Below are 20,931 nucleotides of genomic sequence, written 5' to 3' on the forward strand. Positions count from 1 at the left end.
CGCGGAGGTGAACACCCTCTCCGACACCTGGTCGTGGCTCACCACCGCCGCCCACTGGTCCGGCCCCGACGGCGTCTGGAACCGGCTCGGCGAACACCTCTACCTCACCGTCGTCTGTCTGCTCATCAGCTGCCTGATCGCCCTCCCCGTCGCCCTCGTCCTGGGCCACCTCGGCAAGGGCGGCGCGCTCGCCGTCAACCTCTCCAACGTCGGCCGGGCCGTGCCCACCTTCGCCGTACTGGTCCTCCTGCTGCTCACCCCCATCGGAACGCGCGGGCAGTGGTCGACGGTCATCGCGCTCGTGCTCTTCGCCGTGCCGCCGCTCCTCACCAACGCCTACGTCGGGATGCGCGAGGTCGACCGGGACGTCGTCCGGGCCGCCCGGGGCATGGGCATGACCGGCCGCCAGCTGCTCCTGGGTGTAGAACTGCCGCTCGCCCTCCCGCTGATCCTCACCGGCGTGCGGATCGCCGCCGTCCAGCTGGTGGCCACCGCCACCATCGCGGCGCTGGCCGGCGGCGGGGGACTGGGGCGGATCATCACCGCGGGCTTCAACCTCGCCTCCACCCCGCAGGTGGTGGCGGGGGCGATCCTGGTGGCCGCCTTCGCCCTCCTCGTCGAGAGCCTCTTCGAGGCGGGGCAGCGTCTCGCCCCCCGGCGCGGCCGGGAGGCCGCATGAGCCGCGCCCGCCGGGCCCTGGCCGCGCTGGCCCTCCTCGCCGCCACGGCCTGCGCCGCCGGCCCGGCACTGGAGAACCAGGGCGAGGTCACCGCACCGCCCGGCGACAGCAGGCACCTCACCGTCGGATCGGCCGGCTTCACCGAGAGCGACCTGCTGGCCCAGCTGTACGCGTTGCTCCTGGAGCACGCCGGGTACTCCGCCGACACCATCTCCGTGACCAATCGCGAGATCTACGAACCGGCTCTGGAGAACGGCCAGATCGACGTGGTGGCGGAGTACGCCGCGACCTTCGCCGACTGGCTGAACGCCAAGGCCAACGGGGCCGACGCGCCCCCGGTCGGATCGCCCGACCTCGCCACCACCATGAAGGAGCTGCGCTCGCTCGCCGCCCCGCGCGGACTCACCGTGCTCGACCCCGGCCGGGCCGTCGACCAGAACGCCTTCGCCGTCACCGCCGCGTACGCGAAGGAACACGGACTGAGGACCCTCAGCGACGTCGGCGCCGCGAAACTGCCCGTACGGCTGGCGGCGGGCGACGAATGCGTCCAGCGGCCCTACTGCGCCCCCGGCCTGTGCGGGACGTACGGCATCGACGTCGTCGCCGTCGACCCGAAGGGAGTCGGCACCACCCAGGCCAAGCAGGCGGTGCAGAGCGGTCAGGACCAGATGGTCCTGACCACCACGACCGACGCCACCCTGGACCAGTTCGGTCTCGTCCTGCTGGAGGACGACAAGAAGCTCCAGAACGCCGACTACGTCGTCCCCGTCGTCAACCGCGCACGCGCCGGGAGCACCGGGGTGCGCGACGCCCTCGACCGGCTCAACACCGTCCTGACCACCGCCGACCTGGCGTCGATGAACGAGCAGGTCGACAGCTGGCGCAGACTGCCCGAGGACGTCGCACGCACCTACCTGGAAGGGAAGAAGCTCCTCCCGGAGGGCTGAGGCACGGCCGGCTGCTCAGGAGGCGGGCGGGGCCGGGGGCCAGGGCACACCGGCCAGCAGGGGCAGGAGGTGTTCCTCCTCGTAGTCGAGGTGGGCGGTCAGCTCCTCGGTCATCCGGGCCAGTTCGGCGCGGAAGCGGTCCGGCTCCGCGACGGCGACGTCGGCCAGCAGGGCCGCGAGCGCCGACTGGACGGCCCCGATGCTCCGGTGCTCCTCCCGCAGCCGGTCGAAGACGTCCACCAGGTGCGGGTGGTAGCCCTCCATCGTCGGGAGCATGTGGCCGTCCTCGGCCGTGTGGTGGAACTCCAGGGCCTGGCAGAACGCGAGGCAGCGCTGGCGGATCTGGAGCCCGAGGCCGGGTGCGGGCGCCTCGACCCCGCCCGGGTGTGCGGCCCGCGCGGCGAAGTGCGCCTCCGTCTCCGCGTGTACGTGGAGGAGTTGGGCGCGCAGCCAGGTGTGCACCTCCACCAGCTTGTCGGCGAGCGAGGCGATCGCGGGGGCCGTCGCGTCGGGGTCGGGCCGCTCCAGGACCACGACCGGCAGCACGCGGTCCGTCGTGTCCTGGTAGTCGGCGTACCCGGGCGCTTCGGCGACGATCCGGGCGAAGAGTTCGTCGCGCCGCGCCCCTTCGGCCGGTACGGCGAGGGACTCGAACTCGTCGTCGCCCAGCTCGACCGTCACGGTGGGACGGGCGAGGAGGTTGCGGTACCAGTCGGGGTGGTGCGGTGCGCCGAGGTTGGAGCCGACGACGAGGAGCCGGCGGCCGTCGCGTACGTATCCGAGGGGTGTGGTGTGCGGCTTCCCGGAGCGGGCTCCGATGGTGGTGAGCAGCAGGAGATCGGCGCCCTCGAAGGGGCCGCCGACCTTCCCCGCGTTGGCGCGGAACTCGGTGATGACGGACTGCTGGAAGGCATGGGGCATGGAGGTTCTGGGTCTCCCGGAAGGAAAGCGGGCGGCGAAGGCCCGGCGTCGCGGAGCGCGTGCCCGCGGCGAAGCGTTCGGAGGCTGCGGTGCTCAGAGGCAGGGGGCGATGAGTGGACTCACGGCGTCATCCCTGGGAAGAGGGTGCTGGCTTGACCGTCGGCCGGCCCAGATCTCTTTGGCCGACGTCACGCTGCACGGACACATCACAACCCGGCCGGTACGGGTCTGTCAACGCGAGGACGGGCAACGCCGAAAAGGCGTTGCCCGTCCTCCGGACGGCTGCGACGCTTCCGGCCATGCCCGCTGAACAAGAGCCCCTCACGCCGCCGTCGCGGACCCCTCGCACCCACCGGGTCGAAGCACTCTTCTCGCACGGCCGCCTGGTCGCGATCCCGCGCAGGGAGGCCCGGCGGGAGCAGTTGCTCGTGCACCTCGCCGACACGCTGTTCGAGCGGGAGCGCTCGTACACCGAGCGCGAGGTGAACGAGGCCCTCCTCACCGTCCACGAGGACTGCTCCGCGCTGCGCCGCTACCTCGTCGTGGCGGGGCTGCTGGTCCGGCCCCGGGACGGCAGCAGCTACCGCCGCGGACGCTGACCGGTGAACCGGGTCAGTTGAGGGTGTCGGGGTCGGGGCCGGTGCGCATGCCGCGGTCCAGGGCCGCGATGGCGTCCATGTCCTCGGCCGACAGCTCGAAGTCGAAGACGTCGATGTTCTGCCGGATCCGTTCGGGCGTGACCGACTTGGGGATCACCACGTTGCCGAGCTGGAGGTGCCAGCGCAGCACCACCTGGGCCGGCGACTTGCCGTGCCGCTCGGCGATGGTGACCAGCGTCTCCTCCTTGAGCAGGGCGCCCTGGGCCAGCGGGCTCCAGGCCTCGGTGGCGATGCCGTGCTCGGCGTGGAAGGCGCGCAGCTCGGCCTGCTGGAGGCCCGGGTGCAGCTCGATCTGGTTGACCGCGGGGACGAGCGTGCCCGTGTCCAGCAGTCGGCGCAGGTGGGCGGGGTGGAAGTTGGAGACCCCGGCCGCGCGGATCCGGCCGTCGGCGGCCAGCTTCTCCAGGGCGCGCCAGGACTCCGGGTACAGGTCGTGCGCGGGCGTCGGCCAGTGGATCAGGTAGAGGTCGACGTGGTCGAGGCCGAGCTTGGCCAGGCTCGCGTCGAAGGCTGCGAGCGTCGCGTCGTAGCCCTGATCCGCGTTCCACAGCTTCGTGGTGACGAACAGCTCCTCGCGGGGGATCCCGGAGGCGGCCAGCGCCCGGCCCACGCCGACCTCGTTGCCGTAGATCGCCGCGGTGTCGATGGACCGGTAGCCGGCCTCCAGCGCGGCGGAGACGGCCGCGGTGGTCTCGTCGTCGGGCACCTGGAAGACGCCGAAGCCGAGCTGGGGAATGGTCACGCCGTTGTTGAGCGTGACGGTGGGAACGGTGGACATGTGACGGCCTTCCGGTAGAGCGGTGCAGCGGTGTGCCTCGTGCGCGTCGCCCGCCGGAATTTCCGGCGTGCGACGTTTACTGGCGCCAACAATAATTGCACACGCGGGCTATGCGCAAACGCGGGCAAGATGTGGCGGGGTGCCCCGTAGGGCTGGGACGCGGAGGCACCTCTACGCGTCCGCCACGGAATCGAACTCCACCTCCTCACGGCCCACCCCCTGCGCGTCGGCGTCCACCGACCGGCGCAGCGCCTCGTGCAGCTTCGCGGGGGTCAGCACCCCGAGGAACCGGGCCCCGTCCAGCACCGCCACCCACCCCGCGTCGTGCTGGAGCATCTCGCTGAACGCCTGCTTCAGCGGGGCCCCGACCGGCACCCACGCGTCCATCCGGCGGGCCAGGCCGCCCACCGTCCCCTCCTCCCCGGCCGACCGCAGCGCGTCCGCCGACACCCAGCCGTGCAGCTCGCCCGCGCCGTTGAGGACCACCGCCCAGCGGGCCCCCGCAGCCGCCAGCCGGGCCGCCGCGGCCCCGGCGTGCTCCTCCAGCCGGGCCACCGGCGGCTCCTCCAGGTCCTCCGGCTCGATCGCGGTGACCGACAGCCGCTTCAGCCCCCGGTCGGAACCCACGAACCGGGCCACGTACGGGGTCGCCGGGGTGCCGAGCACGGCGGCCGGGGTGTCGAACTGCTCGATGCACCCCTCCCCGTACACGGCGATCCGGTCGCCCATCCGCACCGCCTCCTCGATGTCGTGCGTCACCAGGAGCACCGTCTTGCGCACCCGCTGCTGGAGCGCCAGGAACTCGTTCTGAAGCCGCTCCCGCACCACCGGGTCGACCGCGCCGAACGGCTCGTCCATCAGCAGCACCGGCGGATCCGCCGCGAGCGCCCGCGCCACGCCCACCCGCTGGCGCTGCCCGCCGGAGAGCTGCGCCGGATAGCGCGGGCCGTACGTCCTCGGGTCCAGGCCCACCAGGTCCAGCAGCTCCGCCGCCCGCTCCCGGGCCCGTGCGCGCTTCCAGCCGACCAGCGCCGGCACGGTCGCGGTGTTGTCCAGGACGGTCCGGTGCGGGAAGAGGCCCACCTGCTGGATCACATAGCCGATCCGCCGGCGCAGCTTCACCGGGTCGATCCCGGCGATGTCCTCGCCGTCCACCAGGATCCGGCCCGAGGTCGGCTCGATCAGCCGGTTCACCATCATCATCGTGGTCGTCTTGCCGCAGCCGGACGGTCCCACCAGGGTCACCAGCTCGCCCTCCGCCACCTCGAAGGACAGCCCGTCGACCGCCGTCGTCCCGTCCGGATAGACCTTGCCGACCTGCTCGAACCGGATCATGTCTGAACGCTAGGAGTCCTCCGGCCGCCGCGCACACGGGCCGGGACCGTCCGGGGCGGGCATCCCCCGACGACCCGTCCGCCGGGCCGGGGCGGGCATCCCCCGACGACCCCTCCGCCGGGCCGGTGCGGCCATGTGCTGAACTGGCCCTTTCGCCCGGATCAGTCCGCACCCGGATTCAGGAGTTCCCGTGATCAGCTACCGGCAGCCCGGCGTCGTCCTCACCGACCGGCGTTTCACCGTGCCCCTGGACCACAGCGACCCCGGCGGCGAGCAGATCGAGGTCTACGGCCGGGAAGCGGTCGCCACCTCCCGGGCAGGCGAGGAGCTGCCCTGGCTGGTCTACCTGGAGGGCGGCCCCGGCTTCGGCGCGCGCCGGTTCGTCGGCACGGAGGCCTGGCTCGGCCGCGCCCTGCGCGAGTTCCGGGTCCTCCTCCTCGACCAGCGCGGCACCGGACTGTCCACCCCGGCCAACCGGCAGACCCTCCCGCTCCGCGGCGGCCCGCGCGAACAGGCCGACTACCTCGCCCACTTCCGCTCCGACTCCATCGTCCGCGACTGCGAGCTGATCCGGCCGCAGCTCACCGGCGGAGCGCCCTGGACGGTCCTCGGCCAGTCCTTCGGCGGCTTCTGCGCCGTCCGCTATCTCTCCTCGGCCCCCGAGGGCCTCGCGGCGGTCCTGATCACCGGCGGACTGCCCTCGCTGGACGCCCACGCGGACGACGTCTACCGGGCCGCGTACCCCCGTATCGAACGCAAGGTCGCCGCCCACTACACCCGCTACCCCCAGGACGTCGAGCGCGCCCGCGCGATCATCGCGTACCTCGCCGAGCGCCGGCCCGAGAGCGCCGGACACCGGCTGACGCCCGAGGGCTTCCAGTCGCTCGGCATCATGCTCGGCTCGGGCAGCGGCAGCCACCAGCTCCACTACCTGCTGGAGAACGCGTTCGTCCGCACCCCGGGCGCCACCGAGCTCTCCGACGCCTTCCAGGAGGCCATGCGCACGGCCGCGTCCTTTGCCGGGCACCCGCTGTACGCCCTGCTCCACGAAGCCATCTACGGGCAGGGCGAGCGCCCCACCGCCTGGGCCGCCGAGCGTGTCCGGGCCGAGTTCCCGCAGTTCGACGCGGCGACGGCGCTGGCGGGCGACGGCCCGGTCCTCTTCACCGGCGAGACCATCCACCCCTGGCACTTCGACGTCGACCCGGCCCTGCGCCCGCTGCGCGAGACCGCCGAGCTCCTCGCGCAGCGCACCGACTGGCCCGTGCTGTACGACCGCGAGCGGCTCGCCGCCAACGAGGTCCCGGTCGCCGCGGCCGTCTACCACGACGACATGTACGTCGACACCGCGGACGCGCTGCGCACGGCGGCGGCGATCCGGGGGCTGCGGACCTGGGTGACGGACGAGTACGAGCACGACGGCGTGCGCGCGGGCGGCCCCCGCGTCCTGGACCGGCTGCTGGCGCTCGTCCGAGACGAGGCCTGACCGGCCGGGCCCCGACCGCCCGGCCCCGGGCCGGGCGGTCGCGGACCGGCCTGCCCCGTCGGATCAGCGCTGGAGCTCCGCCAGCGTGGCGTCCAGGTCGCGGGCGGCACGCGGGGCCCGGTTGTGCGGCAGCTTCGAGAGGACCGCGGCCATCCCGCACGTGTTGCTGAGCGCCGAGTACACCAGGCCCGTGCCGACGCCCGCGGACAGCCAGCGCGCCGCCGGGAAGCGGATGCCCGCCACCAGCCCAGCCACCACCAGCGAACCCGCCGCGAGCCGTACCTGACGCTCCATGGGCCAGGTGGTGCGCGCGCCGTCGGGACGGTCCAGGCCGCGGCCGTCGCCCTCCCAGGCCGACGTGCCGCCGGTCAGCGTCACGGCCTCGATGTCCGCTCCGGCGAGGATCTCGCAGGCCCGCGTGGACCGGACCCCGGAAGCGCACACCACCAGCAGCGAACCGCGCGCGGAGGCGGACTTGAGCGCCGGCAGCGCGTCCGGCAGCTTGTCGAGCGGGATGTTCAGGGCGCCGGGAACGTGTCCGGCGGCGTACTCGCCCGGAGCCCGCACGTCGACGACGGTGAACTCCTCCAGACGGGCTGCGGCCTGGGTGGGGGAGAGGGATGCGGGGCTGGGCACGAGCGGGTTCCTTTCGTTCGCCGGAGCGGCGGGGTGCGGGGGCGCCCCCGCACCCCGCCCGGACGGGCCGGGCGGCCGTGTTCGCGGTGACCGTCACCGGACTCCAGCCTCGCACGCCCGGCGCCGGAGCCGGGAAGCCCGCCGTGCCCACGGCACGTGGCCGGCCTGCCGGTATGACGTCGCAGCGACTCGAACGCGTGCCCGTCGACCGGCAGCGCGCCCAGGTGTACCGGCCCCGGCAGGTTGTGGAGGGGCGAGGGAGGTCTCGGCCGAGGCGTCTCGTACGGGTGAGGGCCTTCCGGGCTCGGGTGGATTGCGATCTCCACCGGCCGGTCGGAAGCCCGCATGCCCCACCGCGCAGCGCCGAGCGGTTCGGAGGCCGCCCCGCGGTCACCTTCGAGGTCTTCGACCTCTGACCGTATTGACAAACCGGCTTGCCGATCCTGCAATGGCCGCATGAAGGAACACGACCGGGACGACCCGGAACTGGAATCCGTCCTCTCCGGCGTCGGCCCCCGCCTGCGTCGGCTGCGCAAGGACCGCGGGGTCACCCTCGCCGCGCTCTCGGCAGCCACCGGCATATCCGTCTCCACGCTCTCCCGGCTGGAGTCCGGCGGCCGTCGCCCCAGCCTCGAACTGATGCTGCCGATCGCCCGTGCCCACGAGGTGCCGCTCGACGACCTGGTGGGCGCCGCACCCGTCGGCGATCCGCGCGTGCGGGCCAAGCCGATCGTGCAGCACGGCCGGACCATGCTGCCGTTGACCGCCCGGCCGGGCGGCCTCCAGGCGTACAAGCTGATCCAGGAGCCCGGCAGCGGCGGCCCGCCGGAACAGCGCACGCACGAAGGGTACGAGTGGCTGTTCGTGCTCTCCGGGAAGCTGCGACTGCTGCTGGCCGAACACGATCTGGTGCTGGAGCCGGGCGAGGCCGCCGAGTTCGACACCCGGCTGCCGCACTGGTTCGGCCCGGCCGAGGACGAGACCGTGGAGTTCCTCAGCCTCTTCGGTCCGCAGGGCGAGCGCATGCACGTGCGGGCGAAGCCGAAGCGCGCCTGAAGCGCGGGGCCGGCCTGAAGCCCGGGCCCTTCTGAAGCCCGGGCCCTTCTGAAGCCCGGGGCGGGCCCGAAGCCCGGGGCCGGCCCGAGGTGTTCCCAGATGGGCAAGCGACCGCTTAGTATGCGGCGCAGCAGTGGTAATGCCGACCGCTCCAGCGGTTGATGCCGACAGTGTTGTGGAGGCCCCTCATGCAGGCATGGCGAGTGCACCGGAACGGCGAGCCGGGCGAGGTGATGCGGCTGGAGGAGACGGACCGGCCCACGCCCGGCGACGGGCAGGTGCTCGTCGAGGTCCGTGCCGCGAACGTCAACTTCCCCGACGCCCTGCTCTGCCGGGGCCAGTACCAGGTGCGGCCGCCGCTGCCGTTCACCCCGGGCGTCGAGGTGTGCGGCACCACCGAGGACGGGCGGCGGGTCCTCGCCACCCCCGCCCTGCCCCACGGCGGCTTCGCCGACTACGTGGTCGCAAACGAGGCGGCCCTGCTGCCCGCCCCCGACGCGCTGGACGACGCCGAGGCGGCCGCCCTGCACATCGGCTACCAGACCGGCTGGTTCGGCCTGCACCGCCGCGCCCGCCTCCAGCCCGGTGAGACCCTCCTCGTCCACGCGGCGGCCGGCGGTGTCGGCAGCGCCGCCGTCCAGCTCGGCAGGGCGGCCGGCGCGAAGGTCATCGGCGTCGTCGGCGGCCCGGAGAAGGCGGCCGTCGCCCGTGAGCTCGGCTGTGACCTGGTCATCGACCGGCGCGGCGAGGACATCGTCGCCGCCGTTAAGGAAGCCACCGGCGGGCGCGGCGCGGACGTCGTCTACGACCCGGTCGGCGGCGACGCGTACGCCAAGTCCGCCAAGTGCGTAGCCTTCGAGGGGCGCATCCTCGTCGTCGGCTTCGCCAGCGGCGTCATCCCCACCCCGGGCCTCAACCACGCCCTGGTGAAGAACTACTCCGTCGTCGGACTGCACTGGGGCCTGTACAACACCAAGGACCCGGCCGCCGTCCGCGCCTGCCACGACGAACTGACCAAGCTCGCCGAGCAGGGCGTCGTCAAACCCCTCGTCAGCGAGCGCGTCGCGATGGCCGGGGCGGCCGACGCCGTACAGCGCGTCGCCGACGGCACCAGCACCGGCCGCATCGTCGTCCTGCCCGGAGGCGCCCGATGAGCCGCGCTGTCGACGCCGCCGAGGTCCGCCGCCGCACCCGCGAGCTGCTCGCCGCGCACCCGCCCGCCACCACCGACCGCACCGACTTCCTCAGGGCCCGCTTCGACGCCGGCCTGGCCTGGGTCCACTACCCGGCCGGCCTCGGCGGACTCGACGCGCCCCGCTCCCTCCAGCAGGCCGTCGACGCCGAACTCGCCGCCGCCGACGCGCCCGACAACGATCCGCGCCGCATCGGCATCGGCCTCGGCATGGCCGCGCCGACCATCCTCGGCTTCGGCACCGACGAGCAGAAGCGCCGCTTCCTGCGCCCGCTGTGGGTGGGGGAGGAGGTCTGGTGCCAGCTGTTCAGCGAACCCGGCGCCGGATCCGACCTCGCGGCCCTGGCCACCCGTGCCGTCAGGGACGAGGGCGGCGACTGGATCGTCGACGGCCAGAAGGTCTGGACGTCCAGCGCCCACCTGGCCCGCTGGGCGATCCTCATCGCCCGCACCGACCCGGACCTGCCCAAGCACCGCGGCATCAGCTACTTCATCTGCGACATGACCGACCCCGGCGTCGAGGTCCGGCCGCTGCGCCAGATCACCGGCGAGGCCGAGTTCAACGAGGTCTTCCTCACCGGCGTACGCATTCCCGACAGCCACCGTCTCGGCCCCGTCGGCGAGGGCTGGAAGGTCGCCCAGACCACCCTGATGAACGAGCGCGTCTCCATCGGCGGCTCCCGCATCCCCCGCGAGGGCGGCATGATCGGCCCGGTCGCCAGGACCTGGCGCGAGCGCCCCGGACTGCGCACCCCCGACACCCACCAGCGGCTGCTGACCCTCTGGGTGGAGGCAGAGGTCGCCCGGCTCACCGGCGAGCGGCTCCGACAGCAGCTCGTCGCCGGGCAACCGGGCCCGGAGGGCTCGGGCATGAAGCTCGCCTTCGCCCGGCTCAACCAGGAGATCAGCGGCCTGGAAGTCGAACTGCTCGGCGACGAAGGCCTGTTGTACGGCGACTGGACCATGAGCCGCCCGGAGCTCGTCGACTTCACCGGACGGGACGCCGGCTACCGCTATCTGCGCTCCAAGGGCAACTCCATCGAGGGCGGCACCAGCGAGGTCCTGCTGAACATCGTGGCCGAGCGCGTCCTCGGCCTGCCCTCCGAACCCCGCAACGACAAGGACGTCGCCTGGAAGGACCTGAGCCGATGACCGCGCCCGCCCAGCCCCCCGCCACCCCCGACCTGCTCTACTCCAGGGACGAGGAGGACCTGCGCTCCGCCGTGCGCGCCCTCCTCGCCGACCGCGCCGACGCGCCGACGGTGATCGCGGCGACCGAGTCCGACACGCCGTACGACCAGCGGCTGTGGTCCTCGCTTGCCACCGGCATCGGCGCGGCCGGACTCCTCGTGCCGGAGGAGCTCGGCGGCCAGGGCGCGTCCCACCGCGAGGCCGCCGTGGTCCTGGAGGAGCTCGGCCGGTCCGTGGCCCCCGCCCCGTATCTGACCAGCTCCGTCGTGGCCACCGAGACGCTGCTCGCACTGGGCGCCGAGAACGGTCCGGGCGCCGCGCTCCTGGGCGAGCTGGCCTCCGGCGCCCGTACGGCCGTGCTCGCCGTGCCCTTCGCGACCCCGCCCGTCGGGGCGGACGCGGAGCTCGCCTCACTGGAGGGGACGGTACGCGGCGTCGCCGACGCGGCGGTGGCCGATGTGCTGCTGGTGCCGACCGCCGAGGGCCTGTACGCCGTCGAGACGGCCGGCCCCGGCGTCGCCGTACAGCCGCTCGTCCCGCTCGACCTGACCCGGCCGCTGGCCGCCGTCACCCTGACCGGGGCCGCCGGGACCCTGCTGGCGAACGCGGACGCGAGCGCCACCGCCGTACGGCGCGGACTGCTCGCCGGGGCCGGACTGCTCGCCTCCGAACAGCTCGGCCTCGCGGAGTGGTGTCTGACCGAGACGGTCCGGCACACCCGGGAACGCCACCAGTTCAACCGGCCCGTGGGCTCGTTCCAGTCGCTCAAGCACCGGATGGCGCAGCTCTGGCTGGAGGTCGTCTCGGCCCGCGCCGCCGCCCGCAACGCCGCCGACGCCCTCGCCACCAGCAGCCCCGACGCCCCGCTCGCGGTCGCGGTGGCCCAGGCGTACTGCTCCGGCGTCGCGGTCCACGCCGCCGAGGAGTGCGTACAACTCCACGGCGGGATCGGCATGACCTGGGAACACCCCGCGCACCTCTACCTGAAGCGCGCCAAGGCCGACTCGATCGCCTACGGCACGGCGGGCAGCCATCGCCGGGCGGTCGCGGAGCTGGCGGAGCTGCCGGCTCCGTAGCGCCCCGAGGCCTGCGAACGCGTCGGTCCGCTCGTCCATTCCGGTGGTCTGTGCGTGCGGGGCGACCCGTTCCACCCCGGTGGGCGTTTGTCCGTGGGGCGCGCGTGCGCCCGGAGACACGACGGACAAGGGTGTGAGGCGGGCGATGACGGACATGGATCGCAGAAGCGTTCTGCAGTTGACCTCGGCGGCGGCCATCGCCGGGGGACTGGTCGTCGGGGCGGGCGGGGCCGCCCACGCGGCACGCAGGGCGGCCCGCCGGATCGTCCTCACCGGCAGGCGCACGGGCGCGAACATCCCGGAGGTCCTCACGGCCGGCGTCCCGTACTTCGTCCGGTACGACCTGTCGGACGCACAGGGCGACAGTGTGGGCACGGAGAACGCGCACTGCCTGCCTGTCGCCGTGGGTCTGGACGGCTCGTTCGTCCTGGCGACACTGGTCCTGAGCCTCGACGACGGTCTGATCACGGCCGCCACAGGCTTCCAGCGGCCGCTGCCGGCCGTGACCGAGCCTCCGGTCAACGCGCAGCCGTGGTCCCACCTCTTCGCGATCACCGGAGGGACGGGGGCCTACGCCGGCGCGACCGGCTCGATCACGATCGACCACCCCGCGAGGGACGAGGACGTCCTCACCATCGACCTGGCCGAGGCTTCGCCGTAGGGCGCAAGAGGCCTGCGAGGCCATCCCTGTAGTGCAAGAGGCCTGCGAGGCCATCCCTGTAGAGCCGACCCCGGTTACAGCCCCCGTCTGTCGAGGCGGGCTGTACCGGGGTCTTTTACGTGATGTTTAATTGCATACTGTTCGCAATAACAGTCGATCTTGAACAGGGATGTGCAGACTATGACGGCCCGATCGATACGGGTGGCGGTCGCCGCCACGATGGCGACCGCACTGTCCCTGACCGCAGCCGCCTGCTCCAACCCGGACAGCGGCAAGAGCGGAACCGGATCGGGGTCCACCTCGGCCGTCGTCGGCATCGCCTACGAGCCCGACAGCCTGAGCCCGCTGCTCGGCTACGGCAAGGACGGCAACTCCAAGATCTTCGACGGACTGCTCGCCCTGGACGCCGACATGAAGCTCCGTCCCGCGCTCGCCGCCGAACTCCCCGAGGTCAGCGCCGACGGTCTGACGTACACGTACAAGCTGCGCCGGGGCGTGAAGTTCAGCGACGGGAAGCCGTTCGGGGCCAAGGACGTCGTCTTCACCTACCGCACCATCCTCGACGAGAAGACCAACAACGCCTCCCGCACCGAGCTGGACGCCGTCAAGGACGTCACGGCGAAGGGCGAGGACACCGTCGTCTTCACGCTGAAGTACCCCTACGCGCCGTTCGCCCAGCGCACCGTCCTGCCCATCGCCCCCCAGCACATCGCGGGCGGGCAGGACGTCAACACCGGGGCCTTCACCACCCGCCCCATCGGCACCGGACCCTACGTCCTCACCAAGTGGTCCAAGGGCGAGAAGATCAGCTTCACCGCCAACCCCCACTACTGGGGCGGCGAACCCGAGGTGAAGAAGTTCACCATGGCGATCATCAAGGACGACGACGTGCGCGCCACCCGGCTGCGCTCCGGCGACCTCGACGGCGCGATCCTGCCGCCCAACCTCGCCAAGGGCTTCGCGGACGACAAGAGCAAGAAGACGGTCGCCGCCACCACCTACGACTACCGCACGGTGACCCTCCCGACCCACAACAAGGTGGCCGGCGACACCGCCGTGCGCCGCGCCCTCGACATCGCCGTCGACCGCGAGACCATGGTCGACGCCATCCTCAACGGCGAGGGCAAGCCCGCCTACGGGCCCGTCCCCACCGACAGCGAGTGGTTCACCCAGGGCACCGAGCGCCCCCACGACCTCGCCGCCGCGAAGAAGATCCTGGACGAGGCCGGATGGAAGCCCGGCAAGGACGGCGTCCGGGTCAAGGACGGCGTCCGCGCCGCCTTCCCGCTCTGGTATCTCACCGGCGACAAGCTCCGCCAGGAGCACGCCCTCGCCTACGCCTCCGACGCCAAGAAGGCCGGCATCGCCATCACCGCCGAGGCCGGCACCTGGGAGGTCATCGAGCCCCGGATGAAGCACGACGCCGTGCTCGCGGGCGGCGGCTCGCCCGCCGACCCCGACTTCGACCAGTACACCCTGCTGAAGTCCTCCCTCGCGGGCGACGGCTTCAACAACATGGCCTGGTACGACAACAAGGCCGTCGACGCCGCGATCGAGGCGGGCCGCAGGAGCGGTGACAAGGCCGAGCGCAAGAAGGCGTACGACACCGTCCAGCGCGAGCTGGTGAAGAACCCGGGCTACACCTTCCTCACCCACATCGACCACCTCTACGTCATCGACGACCGGTTCGGCCCCCTCACCACCCAGGTCGAGCCGCACGACCACGGGCTGGCCTCCGGCCCCTGGTGGAACGTGGAGAAGTGGTCCACCGAGGGCGCCGGGGGCTCGAAGAAGTGAGCCGACGCCTCCCCTGGGGGCCGATGGCGCGGATGGCGGGACGGCGAGTGCTGTTCGCCGTCCCCGTCCTCGGCGTCGTCACCTTCGGCGTCTTCGCCGTCGCCGCCGCGTCCCCGTTCGACCCGGTCAAGGCCTACGCGGGCACCGCCGGCCTCACCGCCTCGCAGGAGAACCTCGACCAGCTGAGGGCCAACCTCGGCGTCGACCAGCCGCTCGTCGCCCGCTGGTGGGACTGGCTGACCTCCGCCCTCCGGGGTGATCTCGGGGACTCCAGCGTGATGCGCCAGCCGGTCGCCGACGTCATCGCCGAGCGCATGGGCTGGTCCGTCCTGCTCGCCGCCACCGCCTTCCTCGTCGCGATCCTGCTCGGCACCGGCCTCGGCGTCCTCGCCGCCCGCAGACCCGGCGGCTGGCTCGACCGGTGCGTCAGCTCCGCCGCCTACACCCTGGAGGCCGCCCCCGCCTTCTGGCTCGGGCTGCTCGCCATCTGGTTCTTCGCCCTCAAGCTGGACGTCCTCCCGGCCGGCGGACTCACCGACGCCGCCAGCGAGGTCGTCACCTTCGGCCAGGTCGCCTCCCACCTGGTGCTGCCCGCCGCCGTCCTCGGCGTCTCCCAGCTGCCGTGGTTCTTCCTGTACGTGCGCCAGGGCGTCACCGACGCGCTGGCCGAGGACCCGGTGCGCGGGGCGCGCGCCCGGGGGCTGAGCGAGCGGACCGTGCTCCTCGGCCACGCCCTGCGCTCCGGGATGCTGCCGATGCTCACCCTGATCGGCTCCCGCGTCCCCGAACTCATCACCGGCGCGCTGCTCGTGGAGACGGTGTTCAGCTGGCCCGGCATCGCCGCCGCCACGGTGGAGGCCGCCACCTCGGTCGACTTCTCGCTGCTCGCCGCGCTCACGGTGCTCGCCACCGCCGCCGTGCTGCTCGGCAACCTGCTCTCCGACGTCCTCTACGGACTCGCCGACCCCCGGGTGGCCTTCGATGGCTGAGACCGCGCTCGCCCTCCCCGGCCGCACCACCCGCCGCGTCCGGATCGTCACCTCGGCCACCATCGTCGTCGCCGTCCTGCTCGCCGTCCTCGTCGTCCCGCCGCTGGCCCAGCTGGACCAGCAGGCCGTCGACCTGGCCAACAAGCTCGACGCGCCGTCCTGGGCCCACCCGTTCGGCACCGACGACGTCGGCCGCGACCTCCTGCTGCGCTGCGTCTACGGCCTGCGCGTATCGCTGCTCGTCGGCCTGGTCGCGGCCCTCACCGCCACCGTCATCGGCACCGCGATCGGCGCCCTCGCCGGGGCGTTCGGCGGCTGGACGGACCGGGTCGTCATGCGGGTCGTCGACGCCCTGTCCTCCGTACCGCACCTGCTCCTCGGCATCTTCATCGTCGCGATGTTCCGGCCCGGCGTCTGGCCGGTGATCATCTCGGTCGCCCTGACGCACTGGCTGTCCACCGCCCGGATCGTGCGCTCGGAGGTGCTGTCGCTGCGCTCGCGCCCCTTCATCGACGCGGCCGTCTCGGGCGGCGCCTCCCGCACCCGGGTCATCGTGCGGCACCTGCTCCCCGGCGTGCTCCCGCAGGCCGGTCTGGCGGCGGTCCTGATGGTGCCGCACGCGATGTGGCACGAGTCGGCGCTGTCCTTCCTCGGGCTGGGGCTCCCGGCCCATCAGGCGAGCCTCGGCAACCTCGTCCAGTCCGCGCGCGGTTCGCTGCTCGCGGGGGACTGGTGGCCCACCCTCTTCCCCGGCCTCTTCCTGATCATCCCGACCCTCGCGCTCGCCGGCCTCGCCGGAGCCTGGCGCGACCGGATCAACCCGCGCCGGAAATCGGAGCTGATGCTGTGACCCGCGCCCCCGAATCCGCCGAGCCCCCCGTCCTCGCGGTCGAGAACCTCTCCGTCCGCTTCCGGATGCGTGGCGGCCGGGACATCGCGGCCGTCACCGACGCCCGCTTCTCCGTCGCGCCGGGGGAGTGCCTGGCCCTGGTCGGCGAGAGCGGCTGCGGCAAGTCCGTCCTGGCCTCCGCCCTGCTCGGCCTGCTGCCCGCCAACGCGACTACCACCGGCAGCGCGGTGCTCGGCGGGGACACGGACCTGCTCACCGCCGACGAGCGCACCCTCGCCCGCACCGTACGGGGACGGCGCATCGGCCTCGTACCGCAGAGTCCCGCCGCCCACCTCACCCCCGTGCGGACCGTCCGGGCCCAGTTGGAGGAGAGCCTGCGCGAGCTGACCGGGGTGCGGGGGAGCGAGCTGCCGAAGGCCGCCGCGGCGGCAGCCGACCGGGCCTCGTTCCCCGAGGACCACCTCGACCGCTACCCGCACGAGCTCTCCGGCGGCCTCGCCCAGCGCGCCGCGACCGCCCTCGCCCTGGTCGGCGACGCCCCGCTGCTGCTCGCCGACGAACCGACCACCGGACTCGACCGGGACCTCGTCGAACGGACCGTCGACGAACTGCGGCGCCACACCGACGAGGGCCGGGCGCTGCTGATCATCACCCACGACCTGGCCGCCGCGGAACGGATCGCGGACCGGGTCGCCGTGATGTACGCGGGCCGGATCGTCGAGATCGCCGACGCGGGTCCCTTCTTCGGCGCACCCGGCCCCCGCCACCCGTACGCCAAGGGCCTGCTGGACGCCCTGCCCGAGCGGGACTTCGCCCCGATCCCCGGGATGCCGCCGGAGCTGGGGGCGCTGCCCGACGGCTGCGCCTTCGCCGCCCGCTGCGCGCACGCGGACGCCCGCTGCGCCGGTGAACGCCCGGCCTTCGTGTCGGACCTGGCCTGCCACCACGAACTGCCCGGCCGGACGCACCCCCTCAAGGAGGCCGCCGATGCTTGAGCTGACCGGGATCACCGCCGGATACGACCGCCGCGACCCCGTCGTCCGCGATGTCTCCCTGCACGTCGCGGCGGGCGAGGCGATCGGGCTGCTGGGCCCCAGCGGCTGCGGCAAGTCCACCCTGGCCAAGGTCGCCGCGCTCCTGCACCGCCCGGACGCGGGAACCATGACCCTCGACGGCACGGTCGTACGTGGCTGGCGGCACCGGGCCCCGCGCGAGCAGCGCACGGCCGTCGGCGTCGTCTTCCAGCAGCCCCGGCTCTCCGCCGACCCCCGGCTCAGCCTGCGCGAACTGATCGCCCAGCCGCTGCGGTCCACCGGGCGCCGCCGGGACGTCCCGGAGCGGGTGGCGGAACTGGCCCCGCTGGTCGGTCTCTCCGATGAGCTGCTGGAGCGCCGCCCGCACGCGGTGAGCGACGGCCAGCTCCAGCGGGCCTGCCTGGCACGGGCCCTGGTGCTGGAGCCCCGGCTGCTGATCTGCGACGAGATGACCGCGATGCTCGACGCCTCCACGACGGCCGCCCTGGTCGCCGTGGTCGAGCGCTACCGCTCCGGGTCCGGGGCGGCCCTGCTCGCGGTCGGCCACGACCGGGTGCTGCTGGAGCGCTGGTGCGACCGTACGGTCCGCTGGGGCGAGCGGACCGCCGGAAGCGAGCGCGTGGCGGTCGGCTGACCGGCGGCTGTCGCCCGAGCGCGCCACGCGGACGGCGGACGGCGAGCAGCGAACGGCGCGCGAAGAACGGCGGACGGCGGACGGCGGACGGCGAGCAGCGGACGGCGCGCGAAGAACGGCGCGCGCCGCGGCCCACGGACCGTGGCACCCGGCGAACAAGCGATGCGGCCCGGCCGACCGGCGGGCGACGGGTCGGCCAACTCTTGGCAGGTACCTGCCCAGCGGTGGGGGTGCGGCTCCATACTCGACGCGACCGTCCACCCCGCCCGTCCGCCGCTCAGGGAGTCCCCATGGCCCAGCCCACCCGCCGCCGCGCGCTCACGGTCGCCCTCGCCACCGCCGCCGCGGCCGTCGCCGCCCCCACCGCGACGGCGGTCGCCGCACCCGCCCGCCCGCGCGGTCCGCGCCCGTTACGCCAGGCCCACGCGCACAACGACTACCTGCACCCCCGGCCGCTGCACGACGCGCTCGCCCACGGGTTCACCAGCGTCGAGGCGGACGTCTTCCTCGTCGGCGGCGACCTGCTCGTGGCCCATGAGCCCGCCACGCTCGACCCCACCCGCACCCTCGCCTCGCTCTACCTGGACCCGCTCGCCGCCCTCGTCCGCGCGGGGCACGGCAGCGTCCACCCGCACCACCGCGCCCCGTTGCAGCTCCTCATCGACATCAAGGCCGACGGCGTCGCCGCCTACCGCGAACTGGACCGCCAACTGCGCCGCCACCACCGCATCCTCACCCGCTACACCCACGGCCGCGTGCACTTTGGCGCGGTCACCCCGGTGGTCTCCGGCGACCGCGCCGCCCGCGTCCCCATGGAGGCGCAGCGCACCCGGTACGCGTTCTACGACGGCCGCCTCGACGACCTCGGCACCGGGGCCCCCGCCTCGTTCGCCCCGCTCGTCAGCGCCAACTGGACCCAGAGCTTCGGCTGGCTCGGCGCCGGCCCCTTCCCCCGGGCCGAGCGCGACCGGCTCCGCACCCTCGTCGCCACCGCCCACCGGGAAGGCCGCCGCATCCGCTTCTGGGCCACACCCGACCTGCCCGGACCCGCACGCGAGGCCGTCTGGTCCGAACTGCTCGCCGCCGGGGTCGACCACCTCAACACCGACGACCTGGCCGGACTCGAACGATTCCTCCGCGCTCGCGGGAACGGCGCCCCGACCCCGTAACGCCTCCCGGCCCGGAAGTACCCGTTCGGCCGACACGCCAGTGCGCCGGACAGCCCCTCTGCTGCGCCACACTGGCGGCCGAATGCCGCAAATCCGGCGCGGCGGAGGAGGTTGGCCATGGCCGTTTCGATCTCGGTGGTCCTGCTCATGCTGATCCTGGCAGTGATCTTCCTGCGCAACGGCGGACTGAAGGTCTCCCATGCACTGGTCTGTGTCCTGCTGGGATTCTTCCTGGCCGGTACGAGCATGGCGCCGACCATCCACGACGGCGTCGGGGCCACCGCCGACCTGGTCAGCGGCCTCCACCCCTGACCCGGCCGCACTCCCGCACCCGGCCCCGGGCTCGGCGCGGAACCCGCTGCCGGTGGCCCGGCCGGTGCCGACGGCCCGTCCACGCCGCGCCGGGACATACCGCACAATGGGCAGATGTCTTTTCCGCCCCCCGGCCGGCACTCGGGCGCCGCCCACCACGAGTACTGCAACACCGGCCTGTGCTGCCGGTGCCAGATGCGGATCTGGACGACGAAGGCGGGCAACGAGCGGCTCTGCGGGCCGTGCGCGGCCTGCTGCCAGTCCTGCGGCCGGGCGCCCGCGCCCCACCTCGACGGGCTCGACGGCGGGCTGTGCGCCGAGTGCCGCGGCCTGTGCGGCCGCTGCCACGCCCCGAAACGGCCCGACGGAACCTGTTCCTGCGACCGCTGGCGGGAGAACGCCAAGAGCAACCCGCGCGGCTACGTCCTCCAGGCGTTGCCGCAACAGCTCCTCCAGGCGCTCGGCGGCCGGATCCCGAGCACCATCCACGACCTGATCCACCAGGAGCTGGCGAACCGCAGCGCGGGTCTCCTCCGGGAACGCATCGAACGCCGCTGGAACCTGCGCTGGGCCCACGCCCTCAACGAGAAGGACGAGGACGGCCGCCGCCGCTGGAGCGCCCAGGACATCGCCGAACAGTTGCTGATGCCCGGCTCGTGCTCCGACCCGCAGTGCGAGGACGGCCACCGCGTCACCACCGACACCCCGTGCCCCCGCTGCCGGCAGCCGCTGCACCGCTTCGTCACCTCGGTCGCCGACCACACCGCGACGCCGGAGCACGCCCGGGCCGCGGCGGCCCGCATCCGCCGGGCGATGCTGGAGAACCGCTCGCACAGGAAGCCTCCGCCGCGCGGATAGGGCGCGCGAAACCCGCGGTGCGGCTACTCAGCCGTTCACCAGACGGGACCGGATGATGAACCGCACCCCCTTCCGGAGTCTCCAGCGAGAACCCGCTGCCGCGGCCCTCCACCACATCCACGATCAGCCGGGTGTGGGACCACGCCTCGTACGGGCTCCGCGACATCCAGAAGGGCACGCTCCCGGCATTCCCTCGACGGCGAGGTCCGCCAGCAGCACATCGGCGTTCCCGGTACGGAACTCACCGGCCGGACAGCACATCGGCGCGCTGCCGTCGCCGGGGCCTTGCGACGTGTCGCGGCCGAGCGGGCCGGATTGAGTGAGGCCGGAGGGCCCGGAGACCTGCGTCGCGTGTGGTCACTCCACGGAAGCACCGTCCGTGCATTTTGGACACATGAGGCTCAATTCTGACTGCGGTGAGAGGCACGCTACCTACACTAAGTAACAAGATGATCAACAAGTCGAGCGTTTCATCCGCTTATTGAGCTGCGCGCCCCTATTGGTGAAGATTATTTGATCTTCCCGTGAAGGATCGCGCATGGCATGGTCACGAGGTAAGCGGCAGCGTCGGCTCATGGGGAGCAGCGGATACGCCGACAGCCGCCGTTTCGCGGGGAGAGCGTGCGCCCAGGCGTCGGACGGCGCCTGTCATGCCCATGAAATGTGCTGCC

21 protein-coding genes and 1 pseudogene are annotated in these 20,931 nt (G+C 73.2%); 17 read left to right on the forward strand and 5 right to left on the reverse strand.

Annotated features, from left to right (window positions below; genetic code table 11):
- Positions 1-7: 7 nt before the first annotated feature.
- Both ACH4KB_RS14670 and ACH4KB_RS14675 read left to right on the forward strand, forming a co-directional pair.
- Positions 8-679: an ABC transporter permease gene (locus tag ACH4KB_RS14670; protein WP_398066320.1), complete on the forward strand. Its 672-nt coding sequence runs from the start codon at positions 8-10 to the stop codon at positions 677-679.
- On the forward strand, positions 676-1,626 hold the full coding sequence (locus ACH4KB_RS14675; protein WP_398066321.1) for an ABC transporter substrate-binding protein: 951 nt from the start codon (positions 676-678) through the stop codon (positions 1,624-1,626). The genes ACH4KB_RS14670 and ACH4KB_RS14675 overlap by 4 nt, the downstream gene beginning before the upstream one ends.
- 15 nt (positions 1,627-1,641) lie before the next feature.
- Here ACH4KB_RS14675 and ACH4KB_RS14680 read toward each other — a convergent pair whose 3' ends face one another.
- The gene (locus ACH4KB_RS14680) at positions 1,642-2,547 is read right to left on the reverse strand and encodes a nitroreductase/quinone reductase family protein (protein ID WP_398066322.1); all 906 of its coding nucleotides are present in this window, start codon (positions 2,545-2,547) and stop codon (positions 1,642-1,644) included.
- A 299-nt stretch (positions 2,548-2,846) separates the two neighbouring features.
- Here ACH4KB_RS14680 and ACH4KB_RS14685 point away from each other — a divergent pair, with 299 nt between their 5' ends.
- Positions 2,847-3,146 carry a DUF2087 domain-containing protein gene (locus ACH4KB_RS14685; RefSeq protein WP_398066323.1) on the forward strand — a complete coding sequence of 100 codons (300 nt, stop codon included), beginning with the start codon at positions 2,847-2,849 and terminating at the stop codon, positions 3,144-3,146.
- Positions 3,147-3,159: 13 nt separating this feature from the next.
- Here the strand turns inward: ACH4KB_RS14685 and ACH4KB_RS14690 are convergent, their stop codons facing one another.
- Positions 3,160-3,984 (reverse strand): aldo/keto reductase, encoded by an 825-nt coding sequence (locus tag ACH4KB_RS14690; RefSeq protein ID WP_398066324.1) that lies wholly within the window; start codon positions 3,982-3,984, stop codon positions 3,160-3,162.
- A 171-nt stretch (positions 3,985-4,155) separates the two neighbouring features.
- Positions 4,156-5,319, reverse strand: a complete 1,164-nt coding sequence (locus ACH4KB_RS14695) for an ABC transporter ATP-binding protein (RefSeq protein WP_398066325.1) — start codon at positions 5,317-5,319, stop codon at positions 4,156-4,158.
- Positions 5,320-5,509: 190 nt separating this feature from the next.
- Here ACH4KB_RS14695 and ACH4KB_RS14700 point away from each other — a divergent pair, with 190 nt between their 5' ends.
- Positions 5,510-6,805, forward strand: coding sequence for an alpha/beta fold hydrolase (locus ACH4KB_RS14700; RefSeq protein ID WP_398066326.1), 1,296 nt, complete (start codon positions 5,510-5,512; stop codon positions 6,803-6,805).
- A 63-nt stretch (positions 6,806-6,868) separates the two neighbouring features.
- On the opposite strand, the gene ACH4KB_RS14705 is transcribed toward ACH4KB_RS14700, so the two are convergent.
- Positions 6,869-7,441, reverse strand: coding sequence for a rhodanese-like domain-containing protein (locus ACH4KB_RS14705; protein WP_398066327.1), 573 nt, complete (start codon positions 7,439-7,441; stop codon positions 6,869-6,871).
- A gap of 456 nt (positions 7,442-7,897) precedes the next feature.
- Here ACH4KB_RS14705 and ACH4KB_RS14710 point away from each other — a divergent pair, with 456 nt between their 5' ends.
- The 13 genes from ACH4KB_RS14710 (at position 7,898) to ACH4KB_RS14770 (ending at position 20,260) form a co-directional block, all read left to right on the forward strand.
- The gene (locus ACH4KB_RS14710; RefSeq protein ID WP_003964368.1) at positions 7,898-8,497 is read left to right on the forward strand and encodes a helix-turn-helix domain-containing protein; all 600 of its coding nucleotides are present in this window, start codon (positions 7,898-7,900) and stop codon (positions 8,495-8,497) included.
- A gap of 188 nt (positions 8,498-8,685) precedes the next feature.
- Complete coding sequence (locus ACH4KB_RS14715; RefSeq protein ID WP_398066328.1) at positions 8,686-9,651, forward strand: NADPH:quinone oxidoreductase family protein; 966 nt, start codon at positions 8,686-8,688, stop codon at positions 9,649-9,651.
- Positions 9,648-10,841, forward strand: a complete 1,194-nt coding sequence (locus ACH4KB_RS14720) for an acyl-CoA dehydrogenase family protein (RefSeq protein ID WP_398066329.1) — start codon at positions 9,648-9,650, stop codon at positions 10,839-10,841. The genes ACH4KB_RS14715 and ACH4KB_RS14720 overlap by 4 nt, the downstream gene beginning before the upstream one ends.
- Complete coding sequence (locus ACH4KB_RS14725) at positions 10,838-11,956, forward strand: acyl-CoA dehydrogenase family protein (protein ID WP_398066330.1); 1,119 nt, start codon at positions 10,838-10,840, stop codon at positions 11,954-11,956. The genes ACH4KB_RS14720 and ACH4KB_RS14725 overlap by 4 nt, the downstream gene beginning before the upstream one ends.
- Before the next feature lie 145 nt (positions 11,957-12,101).
- Positions 12,102-12,617: a hypothetical protein gene (locus ACH4KB_RS14730; RefSeq protein WP_398066331.1), complete on the forward strand. Its 516-nt coding sequence runs from the start codon at positions 12,102-12,104 to the stop codon at positions 12,615-12,617.
- A 180-nt stretch (positions 12,618-12,797) separates the two neighbouring features.
- Positions 12,798-14,414, forward strand: a complete 1,617-nt coding sequence (locus tag ACH4KB_RS14735; protein WP_398066332.1) for an ABC transporter substrate-binding protein — start codon at positions 12,798-12,800, stop codon at positions 14,412-14,414.
- 23 nt (positions 14,415-14,437) lie between these two features.
- Positions 14,438-15,403 carry an ABC transporter permease gene (locus ACH4KB_RS14740; RefSeq protein ID WP_398066540.1) on the forward strand — a complete coding sequence of 322 codons (966 nt, stop codon included), beginning with the start codon at positions 14,438-14,440 and terminating at the stop codon, positions 15,401-15,403.
- Positions 15,396-16,253 (forward strand): ABC transporter permease, encoded by an 858-nt coding sequence (locus ACH4KB_RS14745; RefSeq protein ID WP_398066333.1) that lies wholly within the window; start codon positions 15,396-15,398, stop codon positions 16,251-16,253. Before ACH4KB_RS14740 ends, ACH4KB_RS14745 begins: the two co-directional genes overlap by 8 nt.
- A 65-nt stretch (positions 16,254-16,318) precedes the next feature.
- Positions 16,319-17,248, forward strand: coding sequence for an ABC transporter ATP-binding protein (locus ACH4KB_RS14750; RefSeq protein ID WP_398066541.1), 930 nt, complete (start codon positions 16,319-16,321; stop codon positions 17,246-17,248).
- Positions 17,241-17,921 (forward strand): ABC transporter ATP-binding protein, encoded by a 681-nt coding sequence (locus ACH4KB_RS14755; protein ID WP_398066334.1) that lies wholly within the window; start codon positions 17,241-17,243, stop codon positions 17,919-17,921. Before ACH4KB_RS14750 ends, ACH4KB_RS14755 begins: the two co-directional genes overlap by 8 nt.
- A gap of 290 nt (positions 17,922-18,211) precedes the next feature.
- The gene (locus ACH4KB_RS14760) at positions 18,212-19,090 is read left to right on the forward strand and encodes a phosphatidylinositol-specific phospholipase C/glycerophosphodiester phosphodiesterase family protein (protein ID WP_398066335.1); all 879 of its coding nucleotides are present in this window, start codon (positions 18,212-18,214) and stop codon (positions 19,088-19,090) included.
- Between the two features lie 117 nt (positions 19,091-19,207).
- Positions 19,208-19,402, forward strand: coding sequence for a hypothetical protein (locus tag ACH4KB_RS14765; RefSeq protein ID WP_018955839.1), 195 nt, complete (start codon positions 19,208-19,210; stop codon positions 19,400-19,402).
- A gap of 114 nt (positions 19,403-19,516) precedes the next feature.
- Positions 19,517-20,260: a hypothetical protein gene (locus tag ACH4KB_RS14770; RefSeq protein ID WP_398066336.1), complete on the forward strand. Its 744-nt coding sequence runs from the start codon at positions 19,517-19,519 to the stop codon at positions 20,258-20,260.
- Between the two features lie 27 nt (positions 20,261-20,287).
- On the opposite strand, the pseudogene ACH4KB_RS14775 reads toward ACH4KB_RS14770, so the two are convergent.
- Positions 20,288-20,572, reverse strand: a pseudogene (locus ACH4KB_RS14775) (DUF779 domain-containing protein); the annotation flags it as partial.
- Between the last annotated feature and the right edge of the window lie 359 nt (positions 20,573-20,931).

This window comes from Streptomyces sp. NPDC017520, from assembly GCF_044329855.1.
Lineage (GTDB): Bacteria > Actinomycetota > Actinomycetes > Streptomycetales > Streptomycetaceae > Streptomyces.